The organism is Actinoplanes sp. ATCC 53533, from assembly GCF_003947245.1.
Genome location: NZ_QHHV01000018.1, coordinates 1 through 24,471, shown reverse-complemented (window position 1 = coordinate 24,471; position 24,471 = coordinate 1). Strand labels below are relative to the sequence as shown.

Sequence of the window (24,471 nt, the reverse complement as noted above, 5' to 3'; positions counted from 1 at the left end):
CCGGCGAAGGAAAAGCCGGCCACCGCCGCGCAGCGCGTCGTCGGCTATTTCACCGGCTGGGGCGTCTACGGCCGCGACTACCAGGTCCGCGACGTCGAGACCAGCGGCGCGGCGGCCGGGCTCACCCACCTGAACTACGCCTTCGGCAAGGTCGCCGACGGCGGCTGCGCCGTCGGCGACAAGTGGGCCGACTACGAGAAGCCGATCGCGGCGGCGGACAGTGTCGACGGTGTCGCCGACGTCCCGGGCCGTGGGCTGCGCGGCACCTTCGGTCAGCTGCGCAAGCTCAAGGCGCGGCACCCCGGCCTCAAGGTGATCTGGTCCTTCGGCGGCTGGACCGGCTCGACGGGCTTCACCGCGGCGGCCGGCGACCCGCGCGCGTTCGCCGCGTCGTGCCGCGAGTTGCTCACCGACTCCCGCTGGGCCGACCTCTTCGACGGCATCGACATCGACTGGGAATACCCGAACGCCTGCGGGCTGGTCTGCGACAAGAGCGGGCCGGGAGCCCTGGCCGCCCTGGTCACGGCGCTGCGTGCGGAGCTGGGCCCGGAGCGGCTGATCACGGCCGCGGTGCCGGGCGGCCTCGGCAAGCTGGCTGCCACCGACTACGCCGCCGCGGCCCGCGGCGCCGACTGGCTCAGCGCCATGACCTACGACTTCTTCGGCACCGGCACCGGCGCGGGCACCGGGCCGACCGCGCCGCATTCGCCGCTCACCGCATACCCGGGCATCCCGCGCGACTCCGCGACCACCGACGCCGCGATCAGCGAGCTGCTCGCCTCGGGGGTGCCGGCCGCCAAGGTGCTGCTCGGCGTGGGCTTCTACGGTCGCGGGTGGACGGGTGTCGGCACGGCGGCCCCCGGGAGCAGGGGCACCGGGCCCGCGCCGGGCAGCTACGAGCGGGGCATGGAGGACTACTCGGTGCTGCGCGAGACCTGCCCGCCCACCGGGACGATCGGCGGGACGGCCTACGCGCTCTGCCGCGGCCAGTGGTGGGGCTACGACACCCCCGAGACAATCAAGACCAAGATGGCGTACGCCCGCAGCAAGGGTCTCGGTGGCGCATTCGCCTGGGAGCTCTCCGGCGACACCGAGGACGCCCAACTCGTCGGCGCGATGGCCGCCGGCCTGCGAACCCCGAAGTAACGCGCAGGGCCGGGCGGTCAGCCGATCCGGACCCAGACATCGTCCAGCGTGCCCTGGAACTGGTCGTTGTCGAAGTAGGCGCCCTTGCCGCCGATGCTCAGCGGGCGGTCGTTGGCGACCGACAGGCCAGCCACGAGCGCCCGGTTGCCCCGCACCGCGCCGTCCACCAGCACCGTCAGGGCTCTCGCGGTGCGCCGGCACTCCACCGCGTGCCAGGTGCCGTCGGCGACCGAAACCGAGCTGGTGACCAGCTTGATCCCGGGCCGCGCGCCGACGAGCACGCAGCTCGCCCGGCCGGCGGCGCCGTCCACCTGCAGCTTGTACTGGCTGCTGGTGGCGGAGTAGCCCTTCTGCACGACGTTCTGGCCCTTGCTGGTCTGGCCCCGGGGCAGCAGCACCTTGGCCCCGTACGAGATCGGCCGGGTGCCCGGATTGAGGTTCGCGGAGCTGGGGCTCTGCAGCGCCGCGTGCGGGCACGCCTTCTTGCCGGTGCACTTGGCCGGGAAGCGCAGGGCGTGGCCGGCACCGTGCCGGACCGTGCTCACCGTGCCGCCGTTGCCGGTGATCAGCCGGAGCGTGTGGCCGTTGCCGGACTCGTCGGCCATCGAGCTGGACCGGCCGCCGTCGAAGCCGTACCGCGCGACCACGGGTCCCCCCGGCGGTCGCCTGAGTCACCGCCACCACCACGAAGGACTCTTGAGTCGAGGCCGCATCCGAAACGGAGCCGGCGAGCAGGCCGACGAGAATCGCGGGGACGACGAGAGAACGAGATCGCATGTCCGAATTATTACTTGTGGAGCATTTGCGAGGTTAATCAACCACCCGCGCCGGTCGGCCGATCATGGTGACCCTTCGGACTAATCCCCCGCGGGCGCTCGCTCCCCGGTGCTGCCGGTGTCGGGCATGGCCTGCGGAAAGGCGCTGTCCAGCGGCACCGCGCCGGCCGCCACGAGTCCGAGTTGGACGCCCTGGTTGGGCAGCACCGCGTCGAGCAGCCAGTCCGTGGCGACCCGCACCCGGTTGCCCGGCATCGACAGCAGGTGGTAGCCGCGGGTGACGACCTTGGCGGGCAGGCCGGACAGCGGCACGCCGAGCGGGTTCGCCGCCGAGTCGAGCCCGCCGAGGTCCACCACGAAGCCGAGGTCATGGTGCTTGTAGGCACGGCGCCGGCCGTAGCCGTACGAGGCGGCGATGTTCTTGGCGACCGTGGCGCCCTGCCGGCTGGCGTGCTGGGCGGTCATGCCGGTGATCTCGCCCGGGCGGGTCAGGTCGGGCACGGCCGCCGCGTCCCCGCAGGCGTACACGTCCGGGTGACCCGGCACGTTGAGGAACTCGTCGACGACCAGCCGGCCCTGCTGGGTCGCCAGCCCGAGGTCGGCGACCAGCGGGTCCGGGCGTACGCCGACACACCAGATCAGTGACTTGGTGGCCACGAACGAGCCGTCGCTGAGGTGCACGCCGTGCGCGGTGGCCTGCTGGACCGAGCTCTTGAGCAGCACCTCGACGCCCCGCTCGCGGAGCACCTTGTCGGCGGCGGCGCCGAGCCGGGTGTCCAGCGTCGGCAGCACCCGCTCGGCGGTGTCGAGCAGCAACCAGCGCGGTTTGCCCTTGAGGCCGCCCCGGCGCCGGGTCAGCGCCTCGGTGAACAGCACGCCCTGGGCCGCCACCTCCGTACCGGTGTAGCCGGCGCCGACCACGACGAACGTGGCGCGGGCCGCGCGCTCGGCCTCGTCCGTGGCGGTGTCGGCCATCTCGATCTGCCGGGTGATGTGGTCGCGCAGGAACAGCGCCTCGGGGATGCCGCGGAAGCCGTGCGCGTATTCGGTGACGCCGGGCACCGGAAGCAGCTTGTTGACGCTGCCGGCGGCGATGACCAGCCGGTGGTAACCGAGGCTGCTCTTGCCTCCCTCCGGGTCGAGGTAGGACAGCGTACGGGCGTCGAAATCGAAGCCGTCCACCTCACCGAGGATGACCTTGACTCCCGGCAGCACCCCGGCCAGCGAGACGGAGATCCGCCGCGGCTCGAGGATCCCGGCGGCCACCTCGGGCAGCAGCGGCAGGTACAGGAAATAGTCGGTGGGGTTGACGATGACGATCTCCGCCGCGCCACGGGCTGCCTTGGACAGCGTGCGGGCGGCCTGGAAGCCGGCGAAACCGGCTCCGACGATGACGATCCGGGGGCGGGCCATAGCAGTCCTTCCGTCAAGACCGATGCCCAGACCACGCTAGCTACTATTCCTCGCCGCCGTCGTCCTCGAAGGCCTCTTCCATGACCTCGCCGGCCAGGTAGCCCGCCGCCATGCCACCCGCGACCCCGGCGACCATGCCACCCATTCCGGAGCCGTGTCCCCGGCCGTGGCCGTGGCCGCCGCCGTACGCGGGCGCGCCGTGGCTCTGGTGGTGGGAGACCGCCTCGCGGACCCAGCCGTCGACGACCTGCGCCCAGTCGGCGGTGTCCGCGTCGGCGTGCGGAACGGTGTAGCGGCCGTACGTGTCGCGCCCGGCGCTGAACATGCCGCCGCGCTTGTCGAACTCCAGCACCACCTCGACGGTGTGCGGGTTGGTCACGAAGGTCAGCTCGACCTCGTTGACGCCGCGCGCGTACTGGGCCGGCGGGTAGTACTCGATCTCCTGGTAGAACGGCAGGGTCTGATGCACGCCGGCGATCCGGCCGTACTCCAGGTCGGCGTTCTTGAACTGGAAGCCCAGCCGGGCGAACGCCTCGAGGATGCGCTCCTGCACCGGCAGCGGGTGCACCGCGATCGGGTCCAGGTCGCCCTTGTCCACGGCGCGGGCGATGGCCACCTCGGTCCGTACGCCCATCGTCATGCCGCGCAGGTGCTGGCCGTAGACGGCGGTGATCGGCGTCTCCCAGGGCAGCTCGATCTGGAACGGCAGGGACAGCTCCTGCTTCTCCGCCAGGCGCAGCGGACCGCTGACCCCGACGCGGTGGAACTCGCTGGTGGCGCCGTACTCGCCCTGGCCGCCCTCGACCTCGATCCGGGTCACCAGGCCCAGGGTGATGTGCTCGATCTCCACGTCGTGACTGCCGCCGACCAGGTTGACGTGTCCGGCCAGCGTGCCGCCGGGCCGCCCGTTCGCGTCGGTCAGCACGGTGTCGACACTCGGGCCGCCCACGCCGAAGGCACCCAGCATCTTCTTGAAGCCCACGAACACCCCTTACCCAGGACTGACAGGTCGGGCAGAAGCTAACAAGTCAGGCTGAATGGTTGCTGGGAGCGAGGGCTCACACGCGGGTGACCGCGGCGCGGGCGGTGACCGGATCACCGGCCGCGAGCGCCTGCTGGGCCGCCGCGCGGCACTCGTCCACAGTATGCGCCGCCAGCGCGGCGCGGACCGCCGGGACGGCCGCGGGCGACATCGACAGGCTGGTCACGCCCAGGCCGGTCAGCACCACCGCGAAGGCCGGATCCGCGGCCGCCTCCCCGCACACCCCGACCGGCCGGCCCAGGGCCTCGCCCGCCGCCGCGCAGAGGGCGATCAGCGACAGCAGCGCCGGCTGCCACGGGTCGAGCAGATCGGCCAGCTCGCCGCTGCGCCGGTCGGCGGCGAACGCGTACTGGCTCAGGTCGTTGGTGCCGACGCTGAGGAAGTCGACGGCCTGCAGGATCTCGGCGGCCCGGACGGCGGCCGCCGGCACCTCGATCATGACGCCGACCGTCGACAGGCCGGCGTCGCGGCACAGCGCGGTGAACTGGGCCGCCTCCGCCACCGTCGTGACCATCGGCGCCATCACCGCGACCCGCGCCGCCGACCCGCGGGCCGCCGCGGCGATCGCGGCGATCTGGGTCTTCAGGATGTCGACCCGGCGCCGGGCCACCCGCAGGCCGCGGATGCCGAGCGCCGGGTTCGGCTCGTCGAGCTCGTGCAGGAACGGCAGCGGTTTGTCCGAGCCGGCGTCCAGCGTGCGGACGACGACCTGCCGGGTGCCCACCACGGCGAAGACCTCCGCGTACGCCTCGACCTGCTCGGCCATCGTCGGCGGATCGAGGTGGTGCTGGAAGAGCAGCTCGGTGCGGAACAGCCCGACTCCCTCGACCGCGACGCCGCTGAGCTCGGCCGCGCTGCCGATGTTGGCCAGCAGCGCGACACGGTGCCCGTCGGCCGTGCTGCCGCGCAGCTCACCGGCCGGCGCGGCGGGTGACACCGAGGCGGCCGGGACGTCGCCGGAGGCACCGACCGACACCCGGCCCGCGGTGCCGTCGACAGTGACGACCGTGCCGTCACCGATCTCCAGCGCCCGGCCGCACGCCACCACGGTGGGCAGGCCACGGGCGCGGGCCAGGATCGCGGTGTGGCTGACGAAGCTGCCCGCGGAGGTGACCACGGCGAGCACCCGTTTCGGGTCCAGCAGCGCGGCGTCGGCCGGCGCCAGGTCGACGGCGACCAGCACGTACGGGCAGCCTGGATCCGGCAGGGTCGGCATCGGCAGCCCGAGGCAGTGCGCGACCACCCGGTCCCGCAGGTCGTCCAGGTCGGCCGCGCGGGCGGCGAGCGAGCCGCCGGCCGCGAGCAGGACGGCGCGGTGGTCGGCCAGGACGGTGGCGACCGCGTGCGGGGCCTCGTGCCCCACCCGTACGGCGGCGGCGATGCCCTCGCGCAGGGTGCGGTCGCCGGCCAGCGCCGCCTGGACCCGCAGGATCTCGGCGCTCGTCGGATCGGCGGCGGCCGCCGCCCGCCGGCCGATCTCGTCACAGACCGCGTCCACGGCCGCGAACGCCCGCCGGGTCTCGGCAACCGGGTCGGTGACCGTCCGGGGCGCGGGCAGGCGCGGCGGATCGGCCAGCCGGTACGCCGGCCCGACGGCCGTACCGGCGCTGGCACCGAGGCCGCGCAGCAGCTCAGGCACCGGCCACATCCGGGTCGATCGCGAGCAGCCGGGCCAGGCTCTCCAGGGCGGCGGCCGCGCCCGGCCCGTACGCCTCGAGGATCAGCTCCGTGCCGCAGAGCGCGCCCAGGCTGAGCAGCGAGAGGACGCTGTCGGCGGGCACCGCCGCCGGTCGCTGCGCGGTGCGGACCGTGACGGGCGCCGGCTGGCGGGCCGCGGCGTCGGCGATCCGCGAGGCCGCGCGCAGGTGCAGCCCGGCCCGGCCGCCCAGCAGCACCGTCCGGATCATGGCTGCGCCACCGGGTGCAGCATCCGCACGACGGCCGCCGGATCGGCGGCCTCGCGCAGCGCCCTGGCCCGGTCGGGGTCGAGCAGCACCTCGGCGAGCGCGCTCAGCAGGGCGACGTGGCCGTCGCCGCGGGCCGCGATCGCGACGCACATGCTGACCCGGTGACCGTCCCAGTCGACGCCGTCCGGGAAGCGCAACACCGCGAGCGAGTCGCGCCGGACCAGGACCCGGGAGACGTCGAGGCCGTGCGGAATGGCCACGCCCTCGCCGACGTAGGTGGACATCGCCCACTCCCTGTCCAGCATCGCCTCCCGGTAGGTCGGGTGCACCGCGCCGAGCTCCTCGAGCACGTCCGCGCAGCGATGGATCGCGGCCACCCGGTCGGCGGCGACCTCGGTCAGCCGCACCCCGCGCTCCGCGAGCACGGGTCGGATATTGATGGTCATCCGGCCAGCCTGACCAGGGCGCGTCCCAGCACGCCGTCATTGTCGCCGGATTCCCACGTCGCCACCAGTGCGGGGGTGTCACCGTGACAGACGGCGGCGACCAACTCGGCGGCCGGGGCGCTTGGCGCTCCGTTGGAAATGATGAGGATCCCGTCCACTCGCCGACCCGCGAAGACCCGCCGGGCCCGGTCGACCGGACCGGGATGAAGCGGACCATCATCCACATAACACAGCGAAATCCCGAACATCCGCTGAAAGACGGCGGCGATCAGGTTGCTGCCCGGCTCGTCGGGCACCCACCGCAGGCCGGCCGCGGTGCGGCCCAGCGACTCGATGACCGCCTTCTCGAAGCCGACCCGGCGCAGGTCGGGCAGGCGCCGCGGATCGAGCACGGCGGCGAGCCGGCGCCGCTGCGCAGCCGGCATGGCGTCCAGCAGCGTGCCGAGATACTCGACGCCGACCAGGTCGAGCTGGCTCCGGGCCCGCTCGGGTGGCAGCACGGCCAGCACCGAGGCGGCCTCGATCATCGGCAGCAGCGCCAGCTCGGCGGCGAGCCGGGTGTCGTCCAGGTGGCGCAGCAGGCTCGCCCGCCGGCCCGGGTCGGCGGCGATGAGCAGCCGCGCGATCAGCCTGCCGTCCATGACACCGAGCAGCCGGGCGATCCGCTCCTTCGGCATCGAGAGCAGCGCCATCACCGCGCGCTGCGGCGGCGACGCCCCGAGCATGGCGACGACGTGTTCGGTCGGCATGGAGCCGAGCATGCTCAACCGCCCGGCGTGCCGACGACCGGGCCGCCGCTCTTGACCGCGGCGACGACCTGGGCGACCCGCGGATCGCCCAGGAACAACCGGAAGCCGACGACGACCGCGCCGGGCGCCCCGGAACGGGCCCGCGCGGCCAGTCCCGCCTGGCAGAGCACCACGTCGGCGTCGGCGGGGATCGCGGCGACCGGGTGGTGCTCCACGACCACCGGCAGCTTGCGCAGCTCGCGGCGGAGCTGCCCGGCGAGCATCACGCTGCTGCCCATGCCGGCGTCGCAGGCGACCACGAGCTTGCGGACGGCGCTGCCGTCGATGCTGCTCACTCCGCCGCCGCCTCGTCGTCGCCGGCGGACCGGCCGAAGCCGAGCAGCACGGCGCCGACCACGAAGGACACCGCGGCCGCCACCACAACCCCGGCGAGCACGCCGAGATAGCCGCCGCGCGGGGTCTCGGCCAGGTAGGCGAAGATGCTGCCCGGCGACGGGGTGGCGACCAGACCGGCGCCGGTGAACATGAAGGTCACGATCCCGGCGGCACCACCGCAGATCGCCGCGAGCAGCATGACCGGCTTCATCAGCACGTACGGGAAGTAGATCTCGTGGATGCCGCCGAGGAACTGGATCACCATCGCGGCCGGCACGCTGGGCCGCAACGACCGCGGGCCGAAGAGCAGATACGCCAGCAGGATGCCGAAGCCGGGCCCCGGGTTGGTCTCCAGCATGAACAGGATCGACTTGCCGGTATCGGCGGACTCGGCGACACCGAGCGGGCCGAGCACCCCGTGGTTGATGGCATTGTTCAGGAAGAGCACCTTGGCGGGCTCGATCAGCACCGCGGCGCCGGGCAGCACGTGATGCTCGACGAGAAACTCGACACCGTCGCCCGCGGCCTGGGTGAAGACCCGCATGACCGGTCCGATCGCGACGACCCCGGCGAGCGCCGCCAGCCCGCCGACGATGCCGGCGGTGAAGTTGTCGACCAGCATCTCGAAGCCGGGGCGGATCCGGTCGGCGGTGACCCGGTCCACCAGCCGCATGGCGTAGGCGGCCAGCGGACCGACGATCATCGCGCCGAAGAACATCGGCTCATCGGCGCCGACCACGATGCCGATGGTCGCCACCGCGCCGACGACGGCACCCCGCTGGCCGTGCACCATCCGGCCGCCGGTGTATCCGATCAGGATCGGCAACAGCACGTGCACCATCGGATCGACCAGCGCGGCGAACCGTTCGTTCGGCAGCCAGCCGGACGGGATGAAGAGGGCGGTGATCAGACCCCAGGCGATGAAGGCCCCGATGTTGGGCATCACCATGCCCGCGAGATGACCGCCGAAGCGCTGCACCCGGGCCTTGACGCCGGAGTCCTCCGTGGCCGGTGCGTATTGCTCGGCCACAGGTGCGCTCCTAACAGGAAGCTGGACGGGGACGAGTCGCGGTTTGTTGTACCGACGGGACCACCGACTGTCAACGCCCCGGGACCACCTACCTGACCGTTCGGCTAGATCGAATCAGCCGAACGGCCTGTCACCCGCCGCCCGGCCGCCGCGCGTCTAGCTGACGTACGCGCGTCAGCCGGGGCTGGTGATAACGGGGGGCACCGGCTGACGCTTCCCACCACATCGCGCGGACGGGACGACGTGAGCATTGACGCGGCGATTGACCGGTCGCAGTACGCTCACGACTCTTTCCGGACGCCGATCGGACAGCGGGGTATGGACGACGCCCACGACCGTGCCTATGCGGATTTCGTTCGTGAGCGTTCGCACGCGCTGCTCCGGTCGGCGTTCCTCCTGACCGGCGACCAGCATCTCGCCGAGGATCTCGTGCAGGAGGCGCTGGCACGCACCCATCGGGCCTGGTCGCGGCTGGAGCGGCCGAGCAACGCCGAGGCGTACGCCCGCAAGGTCATGTATCACGCCCAGGTCTCCTTCTGGCGGCGGCCGAAGGTCGCCGAGTCCCTGCCCGGCGACGGCCTGGACCAGCACGGCGGCAGCACCGAAGATCCCGCCGAGGCCGCCGTCCGCCGGGTTGCCCTGCGGCGGGCGTTACTCTCGCTGAGCCCGAAGCAGCGCGCGGTGATCGTGCTGCGGTATTTCGAGGACCACACCGAGGTTGAGGCGGCCCAGATGCTCGGCGTCTCGGTCAGCACGGTCAAGACCCAGTGCGCCCGGGGCCTGGAGCGGCTCCGCACGCTGGTGCCCGATCTGCGGCTGCTGGCCGACGCGCGGGAGGCCGGCCGATGACCAGGCCCGATCCGCTCCGCGACGAGCTGCGCGAGCTGGCCGACACGGTCGCTCCGACCGACCTGTACGAGCGCTCGCTGGCCCGTTCGCGCCGCATCGGCCGGCGCGAGGCCGCGATCGGTACGACGGCGGCCGTGGTCGCCCTGGCGCTGCTGGGCAGCGGCCTGTGGCAGCTGCCGCAGTCCGGTCCGCCGCCGGCCGCCCCGGTGGCCGGCGCCCCGCCGGTGCCCTCGGCCTCGGCATCGGCCGCGTCGCGCGTCGCCGACACCGCGGCCGAGCAGTCGAGACCTGTGCAGGGCGGCCCGTCCTCCCGCCCCCGCCCGCGCCCGCCCGGCACCACGACGAGCCCGCGCTCGACGGCCATCGGCGACCTGGCCGGGCACGTCTTCTACGCCGACCCGGCGGACGACGGGCGGCTCGTCCGGCTGAGCCCCGGCGACGACCAGCCGGAGACGGTGCTCTCGCAGCCGTACGCCACGGTCGGCGTCTCCCCGGACGGCGCCCGGCTGGCCTACGTGGCGGACGGCAACCTCATGGTGGCGGACACCCGCGGCGGCGACCCGCGGCAGGCCTACCAGGGCACCACCTCCGCGGCGCAGGCACCGGCCTGGTCCCCGGACGGCGCCCGGCTGCTCATCGACGCGGCCGAGCCGGGCGTGCTGGAGGTGGCCACCGGCGCGCTGACCCCGCTGCCCGACGGCCTGGACGGGCAGCAGTTCCGCTGGTCCGGCGACGGCTCCACGCTGGTCTACGCCACCGCCGGCTGCGGGCTGGAGGTGGCCGGCGCGAACGCGCAGTCCGGCACCCCCGTGCCGAAATCCGACGACTCGGACGGCCGCGCCGCCTGCCGCCCGGTCAGCGTCGACGCCACCGGCGATCTGGTGACGGTGCAGCTCTCGGCGGCCACGGCGGACCCGACGGCGGCGACGGATGCGGCTGCGGCGCCCGCGGACGCGGTGCTGGACACGGTGACCGGCGACATCGTCGACCTGCCGGTCTCCGGCAAGGTCATCGGCGCCGTCTTCGGGCCCGACGGCAACCTGCTGGTCCGCTCGGTCAAGGACGGCAAACGCCGGCTCTCCCTGTTCGCCCCGGACTTCACCCTGCTGTTGCGGGCGCGGGAGCCGGCCGCGCTCAAGGGCCTGGACCTGGTCGCCTACACCCGCTGAAACGACCTGCCGGCCGGCGCGGATGGTGCGACGATGATCGGCGATGGTCGCTTCGGAGGACACCGCACCGCCGGCGTGGTGGCGCCGCCCGCCGGCCGTGGTGGCCGTCATCGTCGCCATCCTCGGCGTCGAGCTGGTCCTCGGCTGGTCGTCGCTGGCCGAGGCCGTCGACCAGCTCCGCACCCCCGCGTGGAACTGGGTCGCCGGCGCGGTGATCGCCGAGATCGCCTCGATGGGCACCTACGCCCGGATGCAGCAGGCTCTGCTGCGCGGCGCCGGCACCAGGGTCCCGGTCCGCCGGCACGTGGCGCTGGCGTACGCGGCGCACTCGCTGAGCGCGACGCTGCCCGGCGGGCCGGTCTTCTCCACCGCCTTCAACTTCCAGACGCTGCGCCGCTACGGCGCCTCGCCGGCGGTCGCCTCCTGGTGCATCGCGCTCAGCGGGGTGTTGTCGGCGGGCGCCCTGGTGGTGATCGGCGCGGTCTTCGGCATCCTGACCCGCAGCACCGGCAGCTGGCGCACCCTGCTGTGCTACATGGCCGGCGCGCTGGCGGTCGCGTTCCTGGTGCGCCTGGTGGCGCAGCACCCGGAGTGGCTGATCGCCCCGGCCCGCCGGCTGCTCAGCGGGGTCAACAGAGTGCGTCGGCGCCCCTTGGACACCGGGCACGCGCGGCTGGTCGGCTTCGTGGACCAGTTGCGCTCGGTGCGGGTGCGCCCGGCCGACTTCACCCTCGCGGTGCTGCTGGCGGTGGCGAACTGGCTGCTGGACGCCCTGTGCCTGTGGATGTGCTGCATCGCCGTCGGGGCCAGCGGCATCCATCCGGCGCAGTTGGTCATCGCCTACTGCGCGGGGATGGCCGCGGCGAGCGTGCCGATCGTGCCGGGCGGGCTCGGCGTGGTCGACGGCGCCCTGGTGCTCGGCCTGGTGGCGGGCGGCCTGACCAGCGGTTCGGCGCTCGCGGCGGTGGTGCTCTACCGGCTGATCAGCTTCGGCTTCATCATCGGTACGGGCTGGCTGGTGTGGCTGATCATGCGGGCTAGGGCAGGTGCTCCTCGGGGCGTACCGGCATAGCCGTGGCGCCCCCGCGCTTGCCGAAGAGCTTCCAGCCGCGCTTCTTCCGCTCCGGCGCCCGGACGCTCTCGCCGTTGAGCACCGCCAGCCGGTGCTGCGCGACGGGGTTCTCCGGCTCCAGCTTCAGCGAGATCAGGAACGCCTGGCGGGCCTGGTCTGCGTGGCCGAGCGCGTCCAGCGTCACGCCGTGAGTGAAGTAGTAGTGCGCCTCGTTCGGTTCCAGCCCGATGGCGGTCCGGGCGGCCTGCTCGGCGTCCGCGTACTGGCGGTCGGCGGCCAGCAGGGACCAGGCGACCCGGTCGTGCCAGAGCGGATTCTTCGGCTCGGCGATGACGGCCCGGTAGGCCATCGTCACCGCCTCCTCGTGCCGGCCGAGCAGCGTGAGCGCGCGGCTCGCGGTGGCCAGCGGCCGGGGATCCTCCGGGACCAGGGCGATCGCCCGGTTGGCGGCCTCCAGGGCCTTGTCCACCTCGTCCAGCACGAGCCGGATCCGGGCCAGCAGGATCCAGCCGGCCGCGGACTCGGGGTCGGCGGCCAGCACCGGCTCGAGGTGCGCCGCCGCGGCCGCGGGGTCGACCCGCTCGAAGAGGGCGGCGGCGCGCGCGACCCCGATCTCCGTCGGCGTGCTCAGCCCGGGCGCCCCGGGATGCTGCACCCTCGCCCGTGCCGTGTCCAGGTCGGTCATCGCTCTGCTCCGGAGTTAAAGCTCACACCGTCATCATCGGCACTTTCGGCGCTATTCTGAGCGGCTTCCGCGAAACCCGCCCCGAACTCACCCGCCGGAAGCCGCCCTGAGGTGGTCGTGCGGCTCGATGTCCGGCACCGAGGCGTACGCCCGCACCGGGAACGTGCCGAAGGCAGAGACCCGTGGCGGAGCGGCCGTGAACCGGGCGCCGGTGAGCGGCAGATTCGCCAGCCCGGTCATGTGCTCAACGATCGGGATGCCCGCGGCGAGCAGCAGCGTGTGCGCGGGCCGCTCACCGGCCGGGACCATGTCGTCGATGTTGACCGAGTCGATGCCGACCAGCGCCGCGCCGTGCTCGACCAGCCACCGTGCCCCCGCACCGCTGAGGTAGGGCGCGTCGACGGCGTACTGCGGGGTGCCCCAGTGCGCGTCGCCGCCGGTGTGCAGCAGCACGGCCCGGCCCTCGACCTCCAGGCCCTCCAGCGTGTCGGCGTCGACGGCGCGCGACCCGCTGCCGACCGTACGGACGACGACGGCGGGCAGGTCGGCGAGCCGCTCCAGGGGCAGCCCGGCCAGGTCGGCGCCGTCCGGGTAGCGGTGGAACGGGCTGTCCAGGTAGGTGCCGGTGTTGCCGACCATGGTGAGCCGGTCGATGGCGAACTCGGTGCCGGGGGCGTACACGTCCCGGGAGGACTCGCGGGTCAGGTGCGGGGTGATCTCCGGAACCGGCAGCCCGGGGTAGGTGGTCATCCCGGCGGAGATGACGTGGCTGAGCTCGACCCAGCGCCGTCTTGTCGGTTCCTGCGACATGGTTCCCCTTGCTAGTTGAGCTCGATGAGGGCTTCCACGAGCAGCCAGATGCCGAAGATAGCGAAAAGCGCCGCGGCGCCGTACCGGATGGTCTTTTCCGGCAGGTGCCGGCCGAGCAGGCGGCCCACCAGGATGGCGAGGGCGTCCGCGGCGACCATACCGAGCGTGGAGCCGAGCCAGGTGCCGAACCAGCCATGCTGGGTGGCCAGCGTGATGGTCGCGAGCATCGTCTTGTCGCCCAGCTCGGCCAGGAAGAACGCGCCGCCCACGGCGAGGATCGCCGAGCCGGTCGAGCGCTCGGCCTTGGTCTTCTCGTCGTCGGTGAGCTTGTCACCGCGCAGCGTCCAGGCGCCGAACGCGAGGAACGCGAGGCCGGCGACCAGCGAGATCCAGCCGGTCGGGAGGGTGGCGCCGAGGCCGTAGCCGATGCCGACGGAGACGGCGTGCACCACCGCGGTGGCGATCGTGATGCCGATCAGCACCGGCACGGTCTTGAAGCGGGTCGCGAACGTCAGCGCCATGAGCTGGGACTTGTCGCCCAGCTCGGCGACGAAGATCACGGCGAAGCTGAGCGCGGTGGCGACGAGGAAGGCGTCCATGGGAACTCCCGGTGAGCGGCAGACCGGGGTTTGGGCGCGGGGCGACCTCGACCCGGCCGGCAGGAAACGGCCAAGTCGAAGGTCTCGCTCGCCCCGAAGATCCGAGGCCGCGTGGCCGGGCTCTCGAACCGCAGAGCCAGTATGTCGACCACGACGTTGGGAGCTACTCCCCTTCGCGATACGGAGCCTACCGGCCGTGCCGGCCGATCCGGCCGGCACGGCCCTGTGAGCCTGCGAACACTGGAACGCTAGCCGGCGGCCCGCGGCCCGCCGATCAGCTTCCGCAGCTCAAGGCGGGTGAGCAGGCCCGCGCTCTCGGTTGGCTTCGCGGCGGTCGCGGTCGCTTCCGGCGGCGCGATCGGCTTGCAGCGCTTGTCCGACCGGTTCGCCTTCAGCCGCCGGGGCAGGGCACCCGTCGCCAGGTAGTCGGCGACCGCGTCGTCCACGCAGGCGTTGCCGAAGAGCGAGCCCGCGTGGGTGGTGCCGCCGACACCCTCGATCAGGGCCGAGCGCGGGAACCGCTTGCGGACCTCGAGGCTGCCGGAGAACGGCGTGGCGGCGTCCAGGGTCTCGCTGAGCAGCAGGACCGGTGGGGCCTTGACGCCGTTGACGAGCACCGGCTTGCCGGCCTCGCCAGCCCAGTTCCGGCAGGGCGCGTTGTACCAGGCGTTGCCCCAGGTCTCGAACGGCGCGGCCCGGTGCACCCGCCAGTTGTCGGTCCGCCAGCGCTGCCAGGACGCCGGCCAGGGCGCGTCGGTGCACTGCACGCCGAGGTAGATCGCGTAGCCGTTGTCGGCGCCCGCCTGCTGGGTGTTGCCGTCGTCGAAGAGCTTGCGCAGCGCCACCGGGTCCTTCTGGTGGACCCAACTCGCGAACGCCTTCGCCACCGAGTCCCAGCCGAACACGTAGTACCCGGGCTGCAGGAAGATGTCGGTCAGCTCATCCGGGCCGATGACGCCGTCCGCCGGTTCGCGGGTCAGCCTCGCCTGCTCGGCGTAGAAGAGCCGCTCGACCTTCTTGGCGGTCTTGCCCAGGTGGTAGACGTCGTCGTGCTCGGCGAGCCAGCCGAAGTAGATCTTGATGTTGCGGTCGAACGCGATGTCCTGGTCCAGGTTGGAGTCGTACCAGACCCGGCCCGGGTCCACGTTGCCGTCGAGCACCATCCGGCGGACCCGGTCGGGGTACCGGGTCGCGTACACCTGGCCCAGGTAGGTGCCGTACGAGAAGCCGTAGAAGTTGATCTGTGCCACGCCGAGCGCGGCCCGCAGCCGCTCCATGTCCCGCACGGTGTCGGTGGTCCGCAGGTGGTCCAGCAGCGCACCGCCGTTCTTGGCGCAGGCCGCGGCGTATCCCTTGGCCCGGGCCAGCCAGGCCGTCTCGATCGCGCGCGTGCTGGGCACGTACGGCGGGCGGTTGTAGCCGGCGTACTTGACGTCGCAGCTCAGCGCCGGCTTGCTGGCGCCGACGCCGCGCGGGTCGAAGCCGATCCAGTCGTAGGCGGCACCGGCCTTCTTCGGGACGTAGTCGCCGAGCACCGGCAGCGCCAGCCCGGCACCGCCGGGTCCGCCCGGGTTCACCAGCATGACGCCCTGATACTCGCCGTCCGGAACCGAATGCTTGATCCGGGAGACGGCCAGCTCGATCGTCTTGCCGGCCGGCGCCGCGTAGTCCAGTGGGACGGCGAGGAAGCCGCACTCGGCGTTGCGGGCCTTGAGGGTGGCGTTCTCGCACCCGCCCCAGGTGATGCCGGGATAGCCGGGGGCGCCGCGCGGAGGTTCCGCCTGCGCACCGGACGCGACGGCCGCGCCGCCCAGCGCCAGCGCGAACGTGGCGGCAGTCGCCAGAAGTCTCTTCATGCCCAGCCCTTCGTGTGGATTCGCCCCGTATGCTCCGGCGCGGACGACTGCTTAACAGCCGTCCACGCCGGGGGTTACCACGAAAGAGCCGGTCGTTCCGGCCCGCCGGGCCGCACCGCTCCCTCAAGCGCGCAGCCGCCGGACCGCACCGCTTCCTCAGGCTCGCCGCAGCCGTTGGGCGATCAGTGCGGCCGCGCCGAGCAGCACCACGACCAGGCCGTAGACCAGCGCCGTCGCGTGCAGGCCCACGGCGGTCGCGGCCAGGCCGGCGATCACCGCGGGCAGGCTGAAGGCGACGTACGCGATGGTCAGCGCGACCGCGATCAGCTCGCCCCGCTCGTGCGGCGCGGCCAGCACCGCGATCGTGCCGAAGCTCGCCAGCGCGGAGGCGCCGAAGCCGATGCCGGACAGCACCGTGCCGGCGGCACCGAGCGGGACACTGCCGGTCTGCACCCCGACGAGGGTCACCGCGGTGCCCACGGTGAGCAGCACACCGGCGATGGCCAGCACCCGCGGCGCCGGCCGGCTCCGCAGTGCGAAGGCGGCCACCGCGCCGGTGCCGCAGAGCAGCGTCACGACCAGGCCACCGATCAGGTGGTTCGACAGCCCGAAGACACCGGCCGCGACGGACGGGCCGAGCGAGAGGTAGAGCCCGCCCAGGGCCCAGCTCGCCACGATGATCGGGACCAGCGCGAACACCGCGCCGCGCAGCCGGGCCGGCACGCCGAGCCGGGGCACCAGGGACGCGGCGCCGCCCGGGCGTCGGCCCGAGGTCTCCGGCATCAGCAGCACCACGAGCGCGGCGACGGCCATGCCGGCCAGCAGCAGGGCGAACACGAGGTGGGTGGGTCCGGGCGCGAACTGCACCAGCGCGCCGGTGCCCAGCGCGCCGACCGCCAGGCCGGCCGGCGGCACGACGCTGTTGACCAGCCCGGCCCGCCCCGGCGCGTGCGGCGGGTTGAGGTCGACGAGGGCGGCGCCCAGGGTGGTGAGGGCCGCGCCGGTCGCGATGCCCTGCAGGAAGCGGGCCGCGAGCAGGACGGCCACGTCCCCGGCCACGAGGAAGAGCACCAGCGCGACGACCTCCAGCCCGATCGCGGCGGCGAGCACCGGCCGCCGGCCGACGTGGTCGGAGAGCGCGCCGAGCACCAGCAGCGCGCCGATCAGACCGACCACGTAGACGGCGAAGACCACGGTCAGCGTGATCGCGGAGAAGCCCCAGAGCTGCTGGTAGACGACGTACAGCGGCGAGGGTGCGCTGGACGCCGCGGTGAACGTCACGAAGATGGCCGCGATCGCCGCGAAGGCGGCCGGGTGCGACAGGCTCTTCCGGCGGACGGCCGGCTCACCGGTACGGGCGGGCGGCAGGGTCGTAGTGGTCATGACGCTCCCTGGCGATTTGAACAGACAGGTCTGTCTGCAGCAACCGACACTAGACAGATCTGTCTGATATCGTCAAACACATGTCCGCCGCATCACGTTCGGCCGCCGCGCGCAAGCCCTCGGCGCGCGAACGCCTGCTCCTCGCCGCCGACGAGCTCTTCTACGCCGAGGGCGTGCACACGGTCGGCATCGACCGGGTCATCGAGCACGCCGGGGTCGCCAAGGCCTCGCTGTACAGCTCGTTCGGCAGCAAGGACGGGCTGATCCGGGCCTACCTGGAGGGCCGCCACCTGCGCCGCCGGGAACGCATCCTGACCGGCCTGGAGCGCTACGACACCCCCCGCGACCGCCTGCTGGGCGTCTTCGACGTGCTGGCCGAGCTGGCCGCCGCCCCCTCGTTCCGCGGTTGCGCCTTCTACAACGCGAGCGCCGAGTCCCCGGCCGGCGGCGTGGTCGAGCAGGTCTGCGACGAGAATCGCGCGTGGACCCGCTCGCTCTTCACCGAGCTGGCCCGCGACGCCGGCGCCCACGACCCGCAAACCCTGGCCGCGCAGCTGGTCGTCCTGTACGACGGCTCGTCGGTCGGCGCCCGGATGGACCGCTCCGCCGCCGCGGCCGGCACGTCCCGTGCGATGGCGGCGGCCCTGCTGGACGCCGCCACCCGTACGCGCGCGGACTGAATGCGGTAATAGCTATGACCGAAATGTGACGATGTGGCGATGGACTGGCTCCATCCCCTCCTGGGGACCACCACCGTGGACGGCCGGGCATCACAGGCGTACATCGTCGCGCTGCAGCATGTCGTGGTGACGCTCGACGGCGATCCGGCCTGGCAGCGCTGGTGGGATGCCGCGGGCGTACCGGAATGCGAGCTCGGGATCGTCGCCGAGGGCCCGCTCGACCACCTGCGCCCGAGCGCCGACATCTGCAAGGCCAGCGGCAAGCTGCGGGCCAACTTCACCTGCGCCGCGCCGGCCGCCGGCACCCGCCGCCCGGCGGAGCTCTTTCCGCTGGCGGTCCACGAGGTGACCGGCATGTTCGAGGTGATCCGCGAGGCGATGGGCCTGGGCGCGCTGCCCCCGGTGCCGCCGCTGCCGGACCTGCCGGACCACCCCCGCGAGCCGGAGGTGACGCGCAAGGCCGTGGCGCCGGAGAGCGGAGAGGCGGACCCGCTGGGCTACCTGACCCTCACCCAGATCCGGGAGTTCTTCGGCGACGGCACCCCACCCGCCTAGCTTCTACGGCGCGTCCGAGCCGGCCCGCAGCCACGGAGTGAGCGCCACGTCGGTCGCCCGGCGGACGGCGGCCTGCACCATGGCCGGGTCGCCGAGCTGGGTGGGGTCGTCGAGCAGCACCTGCAGCGCGCCGGTGACCGCGCCCACGAACGCCCCGGTCAGCGCGGCCGCGCTCACCTCGTCGAGCCGGTCGGGGAACGCCGCGGCCAGGTGCCGCGCGATCTCGCGCTGGGCGTCGAGCTGGGTCTGCAGCGCCCGCCCGCGCACCGCGGGCACGGTCCGGATCAGCCGCAGCCGCAGCGCGGCAAGCCGGCTGACCATGTCATCACTGTCGTCCCCGACCTTGTGCAGCGCCCGCAGCAGCACCTCGGCGGGACCATCGTCCGGGCCGCGCGCCGCGATGGCCTCGACCGCCGCCCGCACCCGGGCATCGCTCTCCGGAAACAGCAACTCCTCCTTGCTGGCGAAATAGCTGAAGAACGTGCGCGTGCCGATCTCGGCGGCGGCGGCGATGTCGGCGACCGTCGTCTCGTCATAGCCGTCGCGCTCGAACAGCACCGTCGCGGCGTCGACAAGAGCTTGGCGGGTTCGGGCCCGCTTGCGGTCGCGGAGAGACATGCGGGACAGCGTACGGCATCCAATGCAAAGCTGCATCCATTGCAAATCTGCACTGAGTGCGGTTACCGTGAACGCATGACCTCTCACACCGCACTGATCTCCGGCGCCGGCATCGCCGGCCCCACCCTCGCCTACTGGCTGGCCCGGCACGGCTTTCAGCCCACCGTCGTCGAGCGAGCTCAAAATCCGCGGTCCAGCGGAAACCCCGTCGACGTGCGCGGCCCGGCGCTGCCCGTGGCCGAAAAGATGGGCATCATGCCCCGCCTGCGGGAAGCCGCCACCCAGGCGACCGCGATGAGCGTGGTCGACGCGTCGGGCCGGCAGGTCGCCCGGGTGCGCATGCCCGCGGCCCGCAGCGCCGCCGGCAGCCGCGAGGTGGAGCTGCCGCGCGGCGACCTGGCATCCGTCATCTACCAGGCCGCCCGCGGCGACGCCGAGTTCCTGTTCGACGACACCATCGTCACGCTGCGCCAGGACGCCGACGGCGTCGACGTCACCTTCGACCGCGCCGCCCCGCGCCGCTTCGACCTGGTGATCGGCGCCGACGGGCTGCACTCCACGGTGCGGCGGCTGGCATTCGGCCCGGAGGGCGACGTCGTGCGGCACATGGGCGTCTACGTCGCGACCATGCCGTTCGACGGTCCGGTCGACCGGCCGCACGACGTGCTGATGTACAACACCCCCGGCAGGCTGGTCTCCATCCACCCCGCACGCGGCAACGCCCTGGCCGCCTTCATCTTCCGAGGTCCGGCGATCGCCGGCTTCGACTACCGCGACACCGACCAGCACAAGCGGATCGTCACGGAGGCATACACCGGCGCCGGCTGGCGGGTGCCCGAGCTGCTCGATCAGCTGCGGAAGACCGAAGACCTGTACTTCGACTCCGTCAGCCAGGTGCGCCTGCCCACCTGGGCGCGGGGCAGAGTCGCGCTACTCGGCGACGCGGCGTCGTGCGTGTCACTCTTCGGCGACGGCTCCAGCCTCGCCATGGCCGGCGCCTTCACCCTCGCCGCCGCGCTCGCCGCGGACCCGGGCGACCACCCGAGGGCGTTCCGCCGGTACGAGGCCGAGCACCGCACCCTGGTCGGCCCGAAGCAACGCCAGGTCGGCCGGGCCGCGGCACTGCTCATCCCGAAGACCCGGCTGGGAATCACCGCCCGCAACCTCGCCGCGCGAGCCTTGCCCGGCCGAGTCTGACGGCCGGCTCATCCTGTGGTCACATCACTGGCCCGGCGATCCTGGTCGCGCTGGGCAGCACGCAGTCAGACGATAGTCAGCGCGCCCGGTAGGCCCGCGTAGTCACCCGGCGACCGGGTTACCACCGCAACGCCGATGGCGCGTGCCTCGTGCATGGCGTGGCGGGCACCCAGCGGACCCTGGCGGTTGCCGAGTTCGATCGCGGTGGACTGATCCAGCCGGATCACCTCGACGCCGGCGGCGAACAACAGCATCCCCCACCCGTCGTAGCCGGCCCGCAGCATCGTCTCGGCCTCCGCGACCGCGACGGCCGGCAAAAACATGCGGGCACGACCTGCGTCGGCTTCCTGAAGCATCGAGTACAGCCCGCCGTGGCCTTCGAACAGGGCGACCATCGCTGACGCGTCCAGCACCCAGCGGGGCTCACTCATGAGGCGTGGCGGACGCGGTCGGCGGGTCCGAACCCGCGGAGCGCGGCGAACAGTTCCGGGGCGGACGCCGGCTCGTCAGTGCCGAGGATCAGCTTGGACAACTCGGCCAGCTTGGCTTCGCGTGGCAGGTCGGAATCGAGGATCACCCGCACTTCGCCTGGCTCGGGTGCGCGTTCAGCCCGCTCGGTCATGGGTACATCGTAGTGCCGGGTCGTCGACCCGGGAACCTGGTACCGAGTCCCGCGGGTACTCGGCAAACGCCCGACATCCTGGCAAGCGACCGCCAAAGCACGTCCTGGACTACTACCAGGACGACTTCGGCGACGAGGTGCTGGACCTGCTTCCGGACTGGATCTCCTGGCTGGCCGAGCGCAACGGCACACCGGCCGGGCTGGCCGAACGCTGCCTGCCCTATGCGTCGGGCGAGCCGTACCCTGGCCTGACCGGCGCCCGCCACCGGCCGGACCAGCACGCCCGGGTGGCCGAGTAGCGCGGGTCAGTGGCTGACTTCGCGGTTGATGCGCTCGGGGCGGTGCGCTCCCGGGTTCCGGGGCTGGGGAATCGGCAGCGACACCGGCGAGACGACCACGGCCGCGCCGCCCAGGCCCACACCGGCATAGCTCACCGGCGCCGCCCGGCGCAGCACCAGGCCGTACCCGATGCCGAGCAGGATCGCGGCCCCGGCCGCGGCGGGCCCGACCCACACCCGCCCCACCGGTACGCCGAGCAGCGCCGGCAGGTCACGCGCCGCGAGATAGCCGAGCACGCCCAGCCCGACCGTGGACAGCGCCGGCGCCAGGAAGCGGCCCCACACCCCGGCCTCGCCCGGGTTCCGGTTGAGGAACAGCAGCGCCGCCAGCGACGTCACCGGCAGCAGCGCCAGGATGCCCAGCCCGCCCGCGACGCCGACGCCCCTGCCGAGGCCGACGTCCGCGTACGCGCAAGCTCCGAGCACCGCCCCGACCACGACGGTCTGGGTCAGCGACGCCGCAACCCCGCGGCCCAGCGCCGGGGGCAGCACCCGCTCCCGGCCCAGCGCGACCAGGTAGCGAGTGATCACCAGGTGCAGCGCGATCATCGCCGCGAGCAGGCCGGCGACCAGCACGGCCCGGCCCAGGGTGACCAGCCACGGCGCCAGCCGCTCCGCCGCCAGGTCGAACATCAGCTCCGGCCCCCGCGCGCCGGCCCACGCCGCGCCCTGGCCGGCATCGGCCGGCCCCGTCCGGCCGGGGTCGACCGCCGCGATCCGGCCGGGGCCGGCTGCCACGCTCATCGCCCAGCCCGCCGCCGCCGTCAGCACCGCGATCGCCGCGACGCACAGATACGCCGCCCGGTGCGGATGCCGCGGCTGGTCGCTGTAGATCGCCGTGGTCTCGAAGCCGACGAAGGCCAGCGCCCCACCGACCAGCAGCAGGCCCAGCATCGGCCGGGGCAGGTCCGCCAGCGACGCGGGCGACAGAGCCGCCCAGGTGATCCCGCCGCCGGCCGGGTCGAGCACGTTCGCCGCGCCGTAGCCGATGATCACGACGAGCTCCGCCAGCACCAGGACCGCGACCAGCCAGGCGGCCGCCGGGATCCGCAGCAGGCCGCAGCCGGCGACCACGGCCCAGCAGCAGAGCGCGACCACCCACCACGCCGCGGTGATCCCGAACCAGCCGTCCAGCAGCGGCGCGACGGCCGCACCGACCGTGCCATAGAGCGCGAGTTGCAGGGCGGTGTAAGAGAGCAGCGCCAGCGCGGCCGCGCCCAGGCCGAGCGGGCGGCCGAGGCCCCGGGCGACGAAGCAGTACAGCGGGGCGGGGTGTGGCATCCGGCGGGCCATCGTGACGTAGCCGGCCGCGAAGGTCAGCAGCAGCAGGCCGAGGCCGAGGAAGATCAAGGGCCGGGCGCCGGCGACGACGGCCGCCGGGACGGTGACACCGAGCGCCAGGAGGGCGACGGGCGCGCCACCGAGGCGCCCGGCGGCCGGTGGGCGAGGCGGGGTCACCGCTTCATTGACACCCGGGCCGGCCGCTGCTGACAACCAGTAGTGATTCAGAACTAACTGATAGTGACAAGATTGGCACGAACGGCCGCGATCAGGGCTCGACCACGGTCTTGCGGCCCACTCCGGCCCGGAACTGCTCCAGGGCCTGCGGATAGCTGTCCAGCGGGAACCGGTGGCTGATGAAGATCTCCGGCGCCAGGACGCCGGCGGCCATCAGCTCACCGGCCCGGTCGAAGCTGTGCAGCACCGCCATCGAGCCGGTGATGGTGATCTCGCGCCGGTAGATCTCGTACGGCTCGATCTCCACCCGCGCGTCGTACGCCGACACCCCGAACTGCAGGAACGTGCCGCCCCGGCCGACCCGGGCGAGCCCGTCGCGAATCGCGGGCGCGGCGCCGGTGCAGTCGATCACCACGTCCCAGCCGCGCGGCGCGGCAAGCTCCTCGGCGCTGGTCACGGCCGCGCTGCAGCCGAGTCGGCGGGCCGTCTCCAGGCGCTCCGGATTGAGGTCCACCATGGAGACGGTCGCCGCGCCGGCCCGCTTGGCCAGTTCCAGCATCATCAGCCCCATCGTGCCGGAGCCGTAGATCAGGAAGTTGTCGGCCATCCGGCGCGGCAGCACATCGAAGCCGCGCACCGCGCAGGAGAGCGGCTCGATCAGCACGGCGTCCCGGGCCGCCAGGTGCGGCGGCAGCTTGAACAGGTTCGCCGCCGGGGCGGCCACGAACTCGGCCGCTCCCCCGGCCCGGGTCACCCCGATGGCGTTCCAGTTTTCGCACTGGTTGCCCCGCGCCCGCTTGCAGTAGTAGCAGTATCCGCAGTACAGCGACGGATCGACCGCCACCTGGTCGCCGACCGCGAAGCCGGCGACCTGCCCGCCGACCGCCACGATCTCGCCGGCGAACTCGTGGCCCGGCACGATCGGGAACGAGGGCGCGAACTCGCCGTCCATGATGTGCAGGTCCGTGCCGCAGATGCCGACCGCGGCCGGCCTGACCACTACGTCGAGCGGGCCCGGCGTGGGGTCGGGCACGGTTTCCACCGAGATGGTGCCGGGGGTGACAACGACGGCAGCCTTCACTTGACGGCACCCATCGACAGGCCCCGGACCAGCTTGTTCTGGGCCACCCAGCCGGCGATGAGCACCGGCAGCGAGACCAGCGTGGCCGCGGCGCAGAGCCGGGCCAGGAACAGTCCCTCCGAGGAGATGAAACCGACCAGGAAGATCGGCGCGGTGCCGGAGTTCGTCGCGGTCAGGTTGACCGCCAGGAAGAACTCGTTCCAGGCGAAGATGAAGCAGATCAGTGCGGTCGCGGCCAGTCCGGGCGAGACGATCGGCAGGATGATCTTCCGGATCGAGGTGAGCAGGCTCGCGCCGTCCACCTCGCCCGCCTCCAGCACCTCGCGCGGCACCTCCAGCAGGAACGAGCGCATCATCCAGACCGCGAGCGGCAGGTTCATCGAGGTGTAGAGGACCACCATCGTCCAGATGTTGTCGAGCATGCCGAGCTGCTTGACCAGCAGGTACACCGGCAGCAGCGCGGCGACGGCGGGCATCATCTTGGTGGAGATGAAGAAGAACAGCGCGTCCGTCCACTTCGCCACCGGGCGCAGCGACAGCGCGTACGCCGCCGGGGTCGCCAGCACGACGACCAGCAGCGTGGAGAAGATGCTGGCCATCAGCGAGTTCAGCAGG

27 protein-coding genes and 1 pseudogene are annotated in these 24,471 nt (G+C 73.0%); 8 read left to right on the top strand and 20 right to left on the bottom strand.

The window, feature by feature from the left end:
• Nucleotides 1–1,146: pseudogene (locus tag DMB66_RS07490) on the top strand (glycoside hydrolase family 18 protein); the annotation flags it as partial.
• A gap of 17 nt (nucleotides 1,147–1,163) precedes the next feature.
• Here DMB66_RS07490 and DMB66_RS07485 read toward each other — a convergent pair.
• The 9 genes from DMB66_RS07485 to DMB66_RS07445 all read right to left on the bottom strand — a co-directional run bounded on the left by DMB66_RS07485 (nucleotide 1,164) and on the right by DMB66_RS07445 (nucleotide 8,803).
• Nucleotides 1,164–1,793 carry a LamG-like jellyroll fold domain-containing protein gene (locus DMB66_RS07485; protein WP_233624366.1) on the bottom strand — a complete coding sequence of 210 codons (630 nt, stop codon included), beginning with the start codon at nucleotides 1,791–1,793 and terminating at the stop codon, nucleotides 1,164–1,166.
• A gap of 210 nt (nucleotides 1,794–2,003) precedes the next feature.
• Nucleotides 2,004–3,335 carry an NAD(P)/FAD-dependent oxidoreductase gene (locus DMB66_RS07480; protein ID WP_125803291.1) on the bottom strand — a complete coding sequence of 444 codons (1,332 nt, stop codon included), beginning with the start codon at nucleotides 3,333–3,335 and terminating at the stop codon, nucleotides 2,004–2,006.
• Between the two features lie 43 nt (nucleotides 3,336–3,378).
• Entirely contained in the window at nucleotides 3,379–4,317 is a 939-nt protein-coding gene (locus tag DMB66_RS07475; RefSeq protein WP_125803290.1) for a sporulation protein, read from the bottom strand.
• A gap of 76 nt (nucleotides 4,318–4,393) precedes the next feature.
• Nucleotides 4,394–6,016 (bottom strand): putative PEP-binding protein, encoded by a 1,623-nt coding sequence (locus DMB66_RS07470; protein ID WP_125803289.1) that lies wholly within the window; start codon nucleotides 6,014–6,016, stop codon nucleotides 4,394–4,396.
• Complete coding sequence (locus tag DMB66_RS07465; protein ID WP_125803288.1) at nucleotides 6,009–6,284, bottom strand: HPr family phosphocarrier protein; 276 nt, start codon at nucleotides 6,282–6,284, stop codon at nucleotides 6,009–6,011. The genes DMB66_RS07470 and DMB66_RS07465 overlap by 8 nt, the downstream gene beginning before the upstream one ends.
• Entirely contained in the window at nucleotides 6,281–6,730 is a 450-nt protein-coding gene (locus DMB66_RS07460; protein ID WP_125803287.1) for a PTS sugar transporter subunit IIA, read from the bottom strand. Before DMB66_RS07460 ends, DMB66_RS07465 begins: the two co-directional genes overlap by 4 nt.
• Entirely contained in the window at nucleotides 6,727–7,479 is a 753-nt protein-coding gene (locus DMB66_RS07455) for a magnesium transporter MgtE N-terminal domain-containing protein (RefSeq protein WP_125803286.1), read from the bottom strand. Before DMB66_RS07455 ends, DMB66_RS07460 begins: the two co-directional genes overlap by 4 nt.
• A gap of 14 nt (nucleotides 7,480–7,493) precedes the next feature.
• Complete coding sequence (locus DMB66_RS07450; protein WP_125803285.1) at nucleotides 7,494–7,814, bottom strand: PTS lactose transporter subunit IIB; 321 nt, start codon at nucleotides 7,812–7,814, stop codon at nucleotides 7,494–7,496.
• A complete protein-coding gene (locus DMB66_RS07445) occupies nucleotides 7,811–8,803 on the bottom strand; it encodes a PTS mannitol transporter subunit IICB (RefSeq protein WP_125803296.1) in 993 nt (330 codons plus the stop codon). The genes DMB66_RS07450 and DMB66_RS07445 overlap by 4 nt, the downstream gene beginning before the upstream one ends.
• A gap of 399 nt (nucleotides 8,804–9,202) precedes the next feature.
• Here DMB66_RS07445 and DMB66_RS07440 point away from each other — a divergent pair, with 399 nt between their 5' ends.
• Genes DMB66_RS07440 through DMB66_RS07430 form a run of 3 tightly spaced genes read left to right on the top strand, consistent with a single transcriptional unit; the run spans nucleotide 9,203 to nucleotide 11,974 of the window.
• Entirely contained in the window at nucleotides 9,203–9,733 is a 531-nt protein-coding gene (locus DMB66_RS07440) for a SigE family RNA polymerase sigma factor (protein ID WP_125803284.1), read from the top strand.
• Complete coding sequence (locus DMB66_RS07435) at nucleotides 9,730–10,902, top strand: hypothetical protein (protein WP_125803283.1); 1,173 nt, start codon at nucleotides 9,730–9,732, stop codon at nucleotides 10,900–10,902. The genes DMB66_RS07440 and DMB66_RS07435 overlap by 4 nt, the downstream gene beginning before the upstream one ends.
• A gap of 43 nt (nucleotides 10,903–10,945) precedes the next feature.
• On the top strand, nucleotides 10,946–11,974 hold the full coding sequence (locus DMB66_RS07430) for a YbhN family protein (protein ID WP_125803282.1): 1,029 nt from the start codon (nucleotides 10,946–10,948) through the stop codon (nucleotides 11,972–11,974).
• On the opposite strand, the gene DMB66_RS07425 is transcribed toward DMB66_RS07430, so the two are convergent.
• The 5 genes from DMB66_RS07425 to DMB66_RS07405 form a co-directional block, all read right to left on the bottom strand.
• Nucleotides 11,940–12,659, bottom strand: coding sequence for a tetratricopeptide repeat protein (locus DMB66_RS07425; protein WP_125803281.1), 720 nt, complete (start codon nucleotides 12,657–12,659; stop codon nucleotides 11,940–11,942). The genes DMB66_RS07430 and DMB66_RS07425 overlap by 35 nt on opposite strands.
• An 87-nt stretch (nucleotides 12,660–12,746) precedes the next feature.
• Nucleotides 12,747–13,469 carry a cyclase family protein gene (locus tag DMB66_RS07420; protein ID WP_125803280.1) on the bottom strand — a complete coding sequence of 241 codons (723 nt, stop codon included), beginning with the start codon at nucleotides 13,467–13,469 and terminating at the stop codon, nucleotides 12,747–12,749.
• Nucleotides 13,470–13,480: 11 nt separating this feature from the next.
• Nucleotides 13,481–14,068 carry a TMEM165/GDT1 family protein gene (locus DMB66_RS07415; RefSeq protein ID WP_125803279.1) on the bottom strand — a complete coding sequence of 196 codons (588 nt, stop codon included), beginning with the start codon at nucleotides 14,066–14,068 and terminating at the stop codon, nucleotides 13,481–13,483.
• Nucleotides 14,069–14,316: 248 nt separating this feature from the next.
• Complete coding sequence (locus DMB66_RS07410) at nucleotides 14,317–15,924, bottom strand: alpha/beta hydrolase (protein WP_125803278.1); 1,608 nt, start codon at nucleotides 15,922–15,924, stop codon at nucleotides 14,317–14,319.
• 156 nt (nucleotides 15,925–16,080) lie between these two features.
• Nucleotides 16,081–17,307 (bottom strand): MFS transporter, encoded by a 1,227-nt coding sequence (locus tag DMB66_RS07405; RefSeq protein ID WP_125803277.1) that lies wholly within the window; start codon nucleotides 17,305–17,307, stop codon nucleotides 16,081–16,083.
• Nucleotides 17,308–17,387: 80 nt separating this feature from the next.
• On the opposite strand from DMB66_RS07405, the gene DMB66_RS07400 reads away from it, so the two are divergent.
• Both DMB66_RS07400 and DMB66_RS07395 read left to right on the top strand, forming a co-directional pair.
• Nucleotides 17,388–17,987 (top strand): TetR/AcrR family transcriptional regulator, encoded by a 600-nt coding sequence (locus DMB66_RS07400; RefSeq protein ID WP_125803276.1) that lies wholly within the window; start codon nucleotides 17,388–17,390, stop codon nucleotides 17,985–17,987.
• Between the two features lie 39 nt (nucleotides 17,988–18,026).
• Nucleotides 18,027–18,542, top strand: coding sequence for a hypothetical protein (locus tag DMB66_RS07395; RefSeq protein WP_125803275.1), 516 nt, complete (start codon nucleotides 18,027–18,029; stop codon nucleotides 18,540–18,542).
• A 3-nt stretch (nucleotides 18,543–18,545) separates the two neighbouring features.
• Here DMB66_RS07395 and DMB66_RS07390 read toward each other — a convergent pair whose 3' ends face one another.
• On the bottom strand, nucleotides 18,546–19,160 hold the full coding sequence (locus DMB66_RS07390; protein ID WP_125803274.1) for a TetR/AcrR family transcriptional regulator: 615 nt from the start codon (nucleotides 19,158–19,160) through the stop codon (nucleotides 18,546–18,548).
• A gap of 75 nt (nucleotides 19,161–19,235) precedes the next feature.
• Here DMB66_RS07390 and DMB66_RS07385 point away from each other — a divergent pair, with 75 nt between their 5' ends.
• Nucleotides 19,236–20,357 (top strand): FAD-dependent monooxygenase, encoded by a 1,122-nt coding sequence (locus DMB66_RS07385; RefSeq protein ID WP_125803273.1) that lies wholly within the window; start codon nucleotides 19,236–19,238, stop codon nucleotides 20,355–20,357.
• Nucleotides 20,358–20,422: 65 nt separating this feature from the next.
• On the opposite strand, the gene DMB66_RS07380 is transcribed toward DMB66_RS07385, so the two are convergent.
• Together DMB66_RS07380 and DMB66_RS07375 are read right to left on the bottom strand one after the other, a co-directional pair.
• Complete coding sequence (locus DMB66_RS07380) at nucleotides 20,423–20,770, bottom strand: hypothetical protein (RefSeq protein ID WP_125803272.1); 348 nt, start codon at nucleotides 20,768–20,770, stop codon at nucleotides 20,423–20,425.
• Nucleotides 20,771–20,784: 14 nt separating this feature from the next.
• Complete coding sequence (locus tag DMB66_RS07375) at nucleotides 20,785–20,979, bottom strand: hypothetical protein (protein ID WP_125803271.1); 195 nt, start codon at nucleotides 20,977–20,979, stop codon at nucleotides 20,785–20,787.
• 137 nt (nucleotides 20,980–21,116) lie between these two features.
• On the opposite strand from DMB66_RS07375, the gene DMB66_RS61040 reads away from it, so the two are divergent.
• Nucleotides 21,117–21,278 (top strand): hypothetical protein, encoded by a 162-nt coding sequence (locus DMB66_RS61040; protein ID WP_158647162.1) that lies wholly within the window; start codon nucleotides 21,117–21,119, stop codon nucleotides 21,276–21,278.
• A gap of 6 nt (nucleotides 21,279–21,284) precedes the next feature.
• Here the strand turns inward: DMB66_RS61040 and DMB66_RS07370 are convergent, their stop codons facing one another.
• From DMB66_RS07370 to DMB66_RS07360, 3 genes are all read right to left on the bottom strand, one after another.
• On the bottom strand, nucleotides 21,285–22,775 hold the full coding sequence (locus tag DMB66_RS07370; RefSeq protein ID WP_233624364.1) for an APC family permease: 1,491 nt from the start codon (nucleotides 22,773–22,775) through the stop codon (nucleotides 21,285–21,287).
• 91 nt (nucleotides 22,776–22,866) lie between these two features.
• A complete protein-coding gene (locus DMB66_RS07365; RefSeq protein ID WP_125803269.1) occupies nucleotides 22,867–23,856 on the bottom strand; it encodes a zinc-dependent alcohol dehydrogenase family protein in 990 nt (329 codons plus the stop codon).
• The coding region (locus DMB66_RS07360; protein ID WP_148112720.1) for a carbohydrate ABC transporter permease at nucleotides 23,853–24,471 on the bottom strand (619 nt) is incomplete at its 5' end. The genes DMB66_RS07365 and DMB66_RS07360, both read right to left, overlap by 4 nt.